Raw genomic sequence first — 2,001 nt, 5'->3', positions numbered from 1 at the left:
TGTCTAGTCCCAGGTGATGGCTGACGTTCTGGTCCCAGGTGATGCTTGACGGTGGGCCTAGACAACATCGGACACTTCGTAGGGTTTGTTCGCCTTCACGTGCCGGACGGGAATGTCGGTGGTGCGCTGGATGACCCGGACCTGGTCGTCCAGTTCGACGGTCAGGGTTGACTCCGCGACATACACGGTCACGGTCTGGCCCGCGTACGTCCGCCCGAGCGAGACGACCTGCCGACAGACCATGACCGTGCCGGCCGCGCTGACCCGCCGCTGCACCCGCATCGGCTCGACGCCCGGACGCGGCGGTGGCCCGGCCGGACGCAGTCCCCGCAGCCGACGGACTTCCTCACTGTTCAGCGGGTTGGGCCGCACCCGCAGCAGCTCCCGCGAGGACAGGTCGAAGAACGACAGCGTGTCGTCGTCGATCCGGATGCCCACCTGGCGGCCGCCCAGGATCTCCGCCGCCAGCACCTGATGCCCGCCCAGGCCCACCAGCCCGCCGTTGTTCACCACCCGGTCCACCTCGAACGCCGCCGCATCACCGGCCGGCAGCGGAGACGGTCCGGCCGCACGTCCTCCCCGGGCCGCCAGCACCACAAGATCAGAGACGGACAGGTGCGAACGCACCGTCTTGATCCGCGCCCTGGCAACCAGCAGATGGATCACCGAGGTATCGGCCCAGAACGTCACCGTCAGCCCCGAGCGGGCCGGACCGAGCCAGAACTGCTTGCCCGCGACCTGCAGATTCCCACTCGCAGGCACCACCCGCTCGAACTCCACCGGTCCGCCGTGCTCCACCGGCACCGCCTCAGGCGGATCCGCTGCCGAGAACGCCTCGGACGAACCGGCCGGAGCAAGCGCCACCTCGACTGGATCCGGCATCACAGGAGCCGTCCGCTGCTGCGGCACCAGCGCGAGCACGCCAGGCACCCGCACACCCAGCACACCCCGCTCCTGCTCAGCAACCGGGGTGAAACGGTCGGCAGGAGACTGCATGTCCAACGCCTGATGCGGCCTCACGGAGTTGTACTCCTGCACCCACGCATCCAGCGCCGTCTGGGCCGCCGTGATGGTCTCGAACGCACCGCAGTCGTCCAGGAGTTCACGCCGCAGTGTCTGATGGAACCGCTCCACCTTGCCCGTCGTGGTCGGCGACGCCGGCTGCGTCAGCCGGTGCGCGATCCCGTTCTCCCGGCAGATCCGGTCGAACAACACCTCACCACCCTGCCCGAACCGGTCGGTGAACTGCTTGCCGTTGTCCGTCAGCACCTCCTCCGGCACCCCGAACGCCTGCAAGGCCCGCGCGAACGCCGCACACACCGCCCGCCCCGTCGCACGCTCCACCACCGACGCGATCACGCAGTACCGGGAATGATCATCCACCCCGGTCACGACCTTCGCCTCGGACAACTCCCCGGTGACCGGGTTGACCAGCATCACCCCGCCGACGATGTCCATCTGCCACAACTGCATCGGCGCATCCCGCTGCCAGCGCTTGTAATCCGACCGCTTCCGACGCCGCACCCCCGGCTCCACCAGGCCATGCCTCACCAAGATCCGATACACCGTCATCCGCGACGGCACCGGCTCCACCGCCCCCGACCGCTCCAGCACATGAGCAATCCGCCGCGGACCCCACCGAGGATGCTCACGCCGCAACTCACACACAGCCGCCTCCACCTCGGCAGACGCCTGATGCGGACACGAGGCCGGCCGACGAGAACGGTCCGCCAGACCCGCCAGACCCGAGGCCTCATACCGGGACTTCCACCCGCTCACCGTCTGCCGCGAAACGCCCAGCTGAGCGGCGATCTCCGTCACCGTCGCCCCCGCCAGCACCGCAAGCACAGCCCGGTATCTCTGCTCGACAACCGACAACTCCACCAGAGCCAATCCCGGCCTCCCCACACGCGCCACAACGACGCGCACAGCAAAGCCGATCACGGCCACCGTCAGCCATCAGCTGGGATCGAAGTGTCAAGCATCTACCGGGACCGGACA

Annotated in this window: 1 protein-coding gene; it reads right to left on the bottom strand. The window is 68.5% G+C overall.

Going from position 1 to position 2,001, the window contains the following annotated elements; translation table 11 throughout:
* Positions 1–57: 57 nt before the first annotated feature.
* On the bottom strand, positions 58–1,893 hold the full coding sequence (locus AB0N66_RS42420) for an IS481 family transposase (RefSeq protein ID WP_365446361.1): 1,836 nt from the start codon (positions 1,891–1,893) through the stop codon (positions 58–60).
* Positions 1,894–2,001: the final 108 nt, after the last annotated feature.

This window comes from Streptomyces sp. NPDC093544, assembly GCF_040683495.1.
GTDB lineage: Bacteria > Actinomycetota > Actinomycetes > Streptomycetales > Streptomycetaceae > Streptomyces.
The sequence above is the reverse complement of the archived record's forward strand: the minus strand, read 5'-3'. Positions and strand labels throughout refer to the sequence as shown.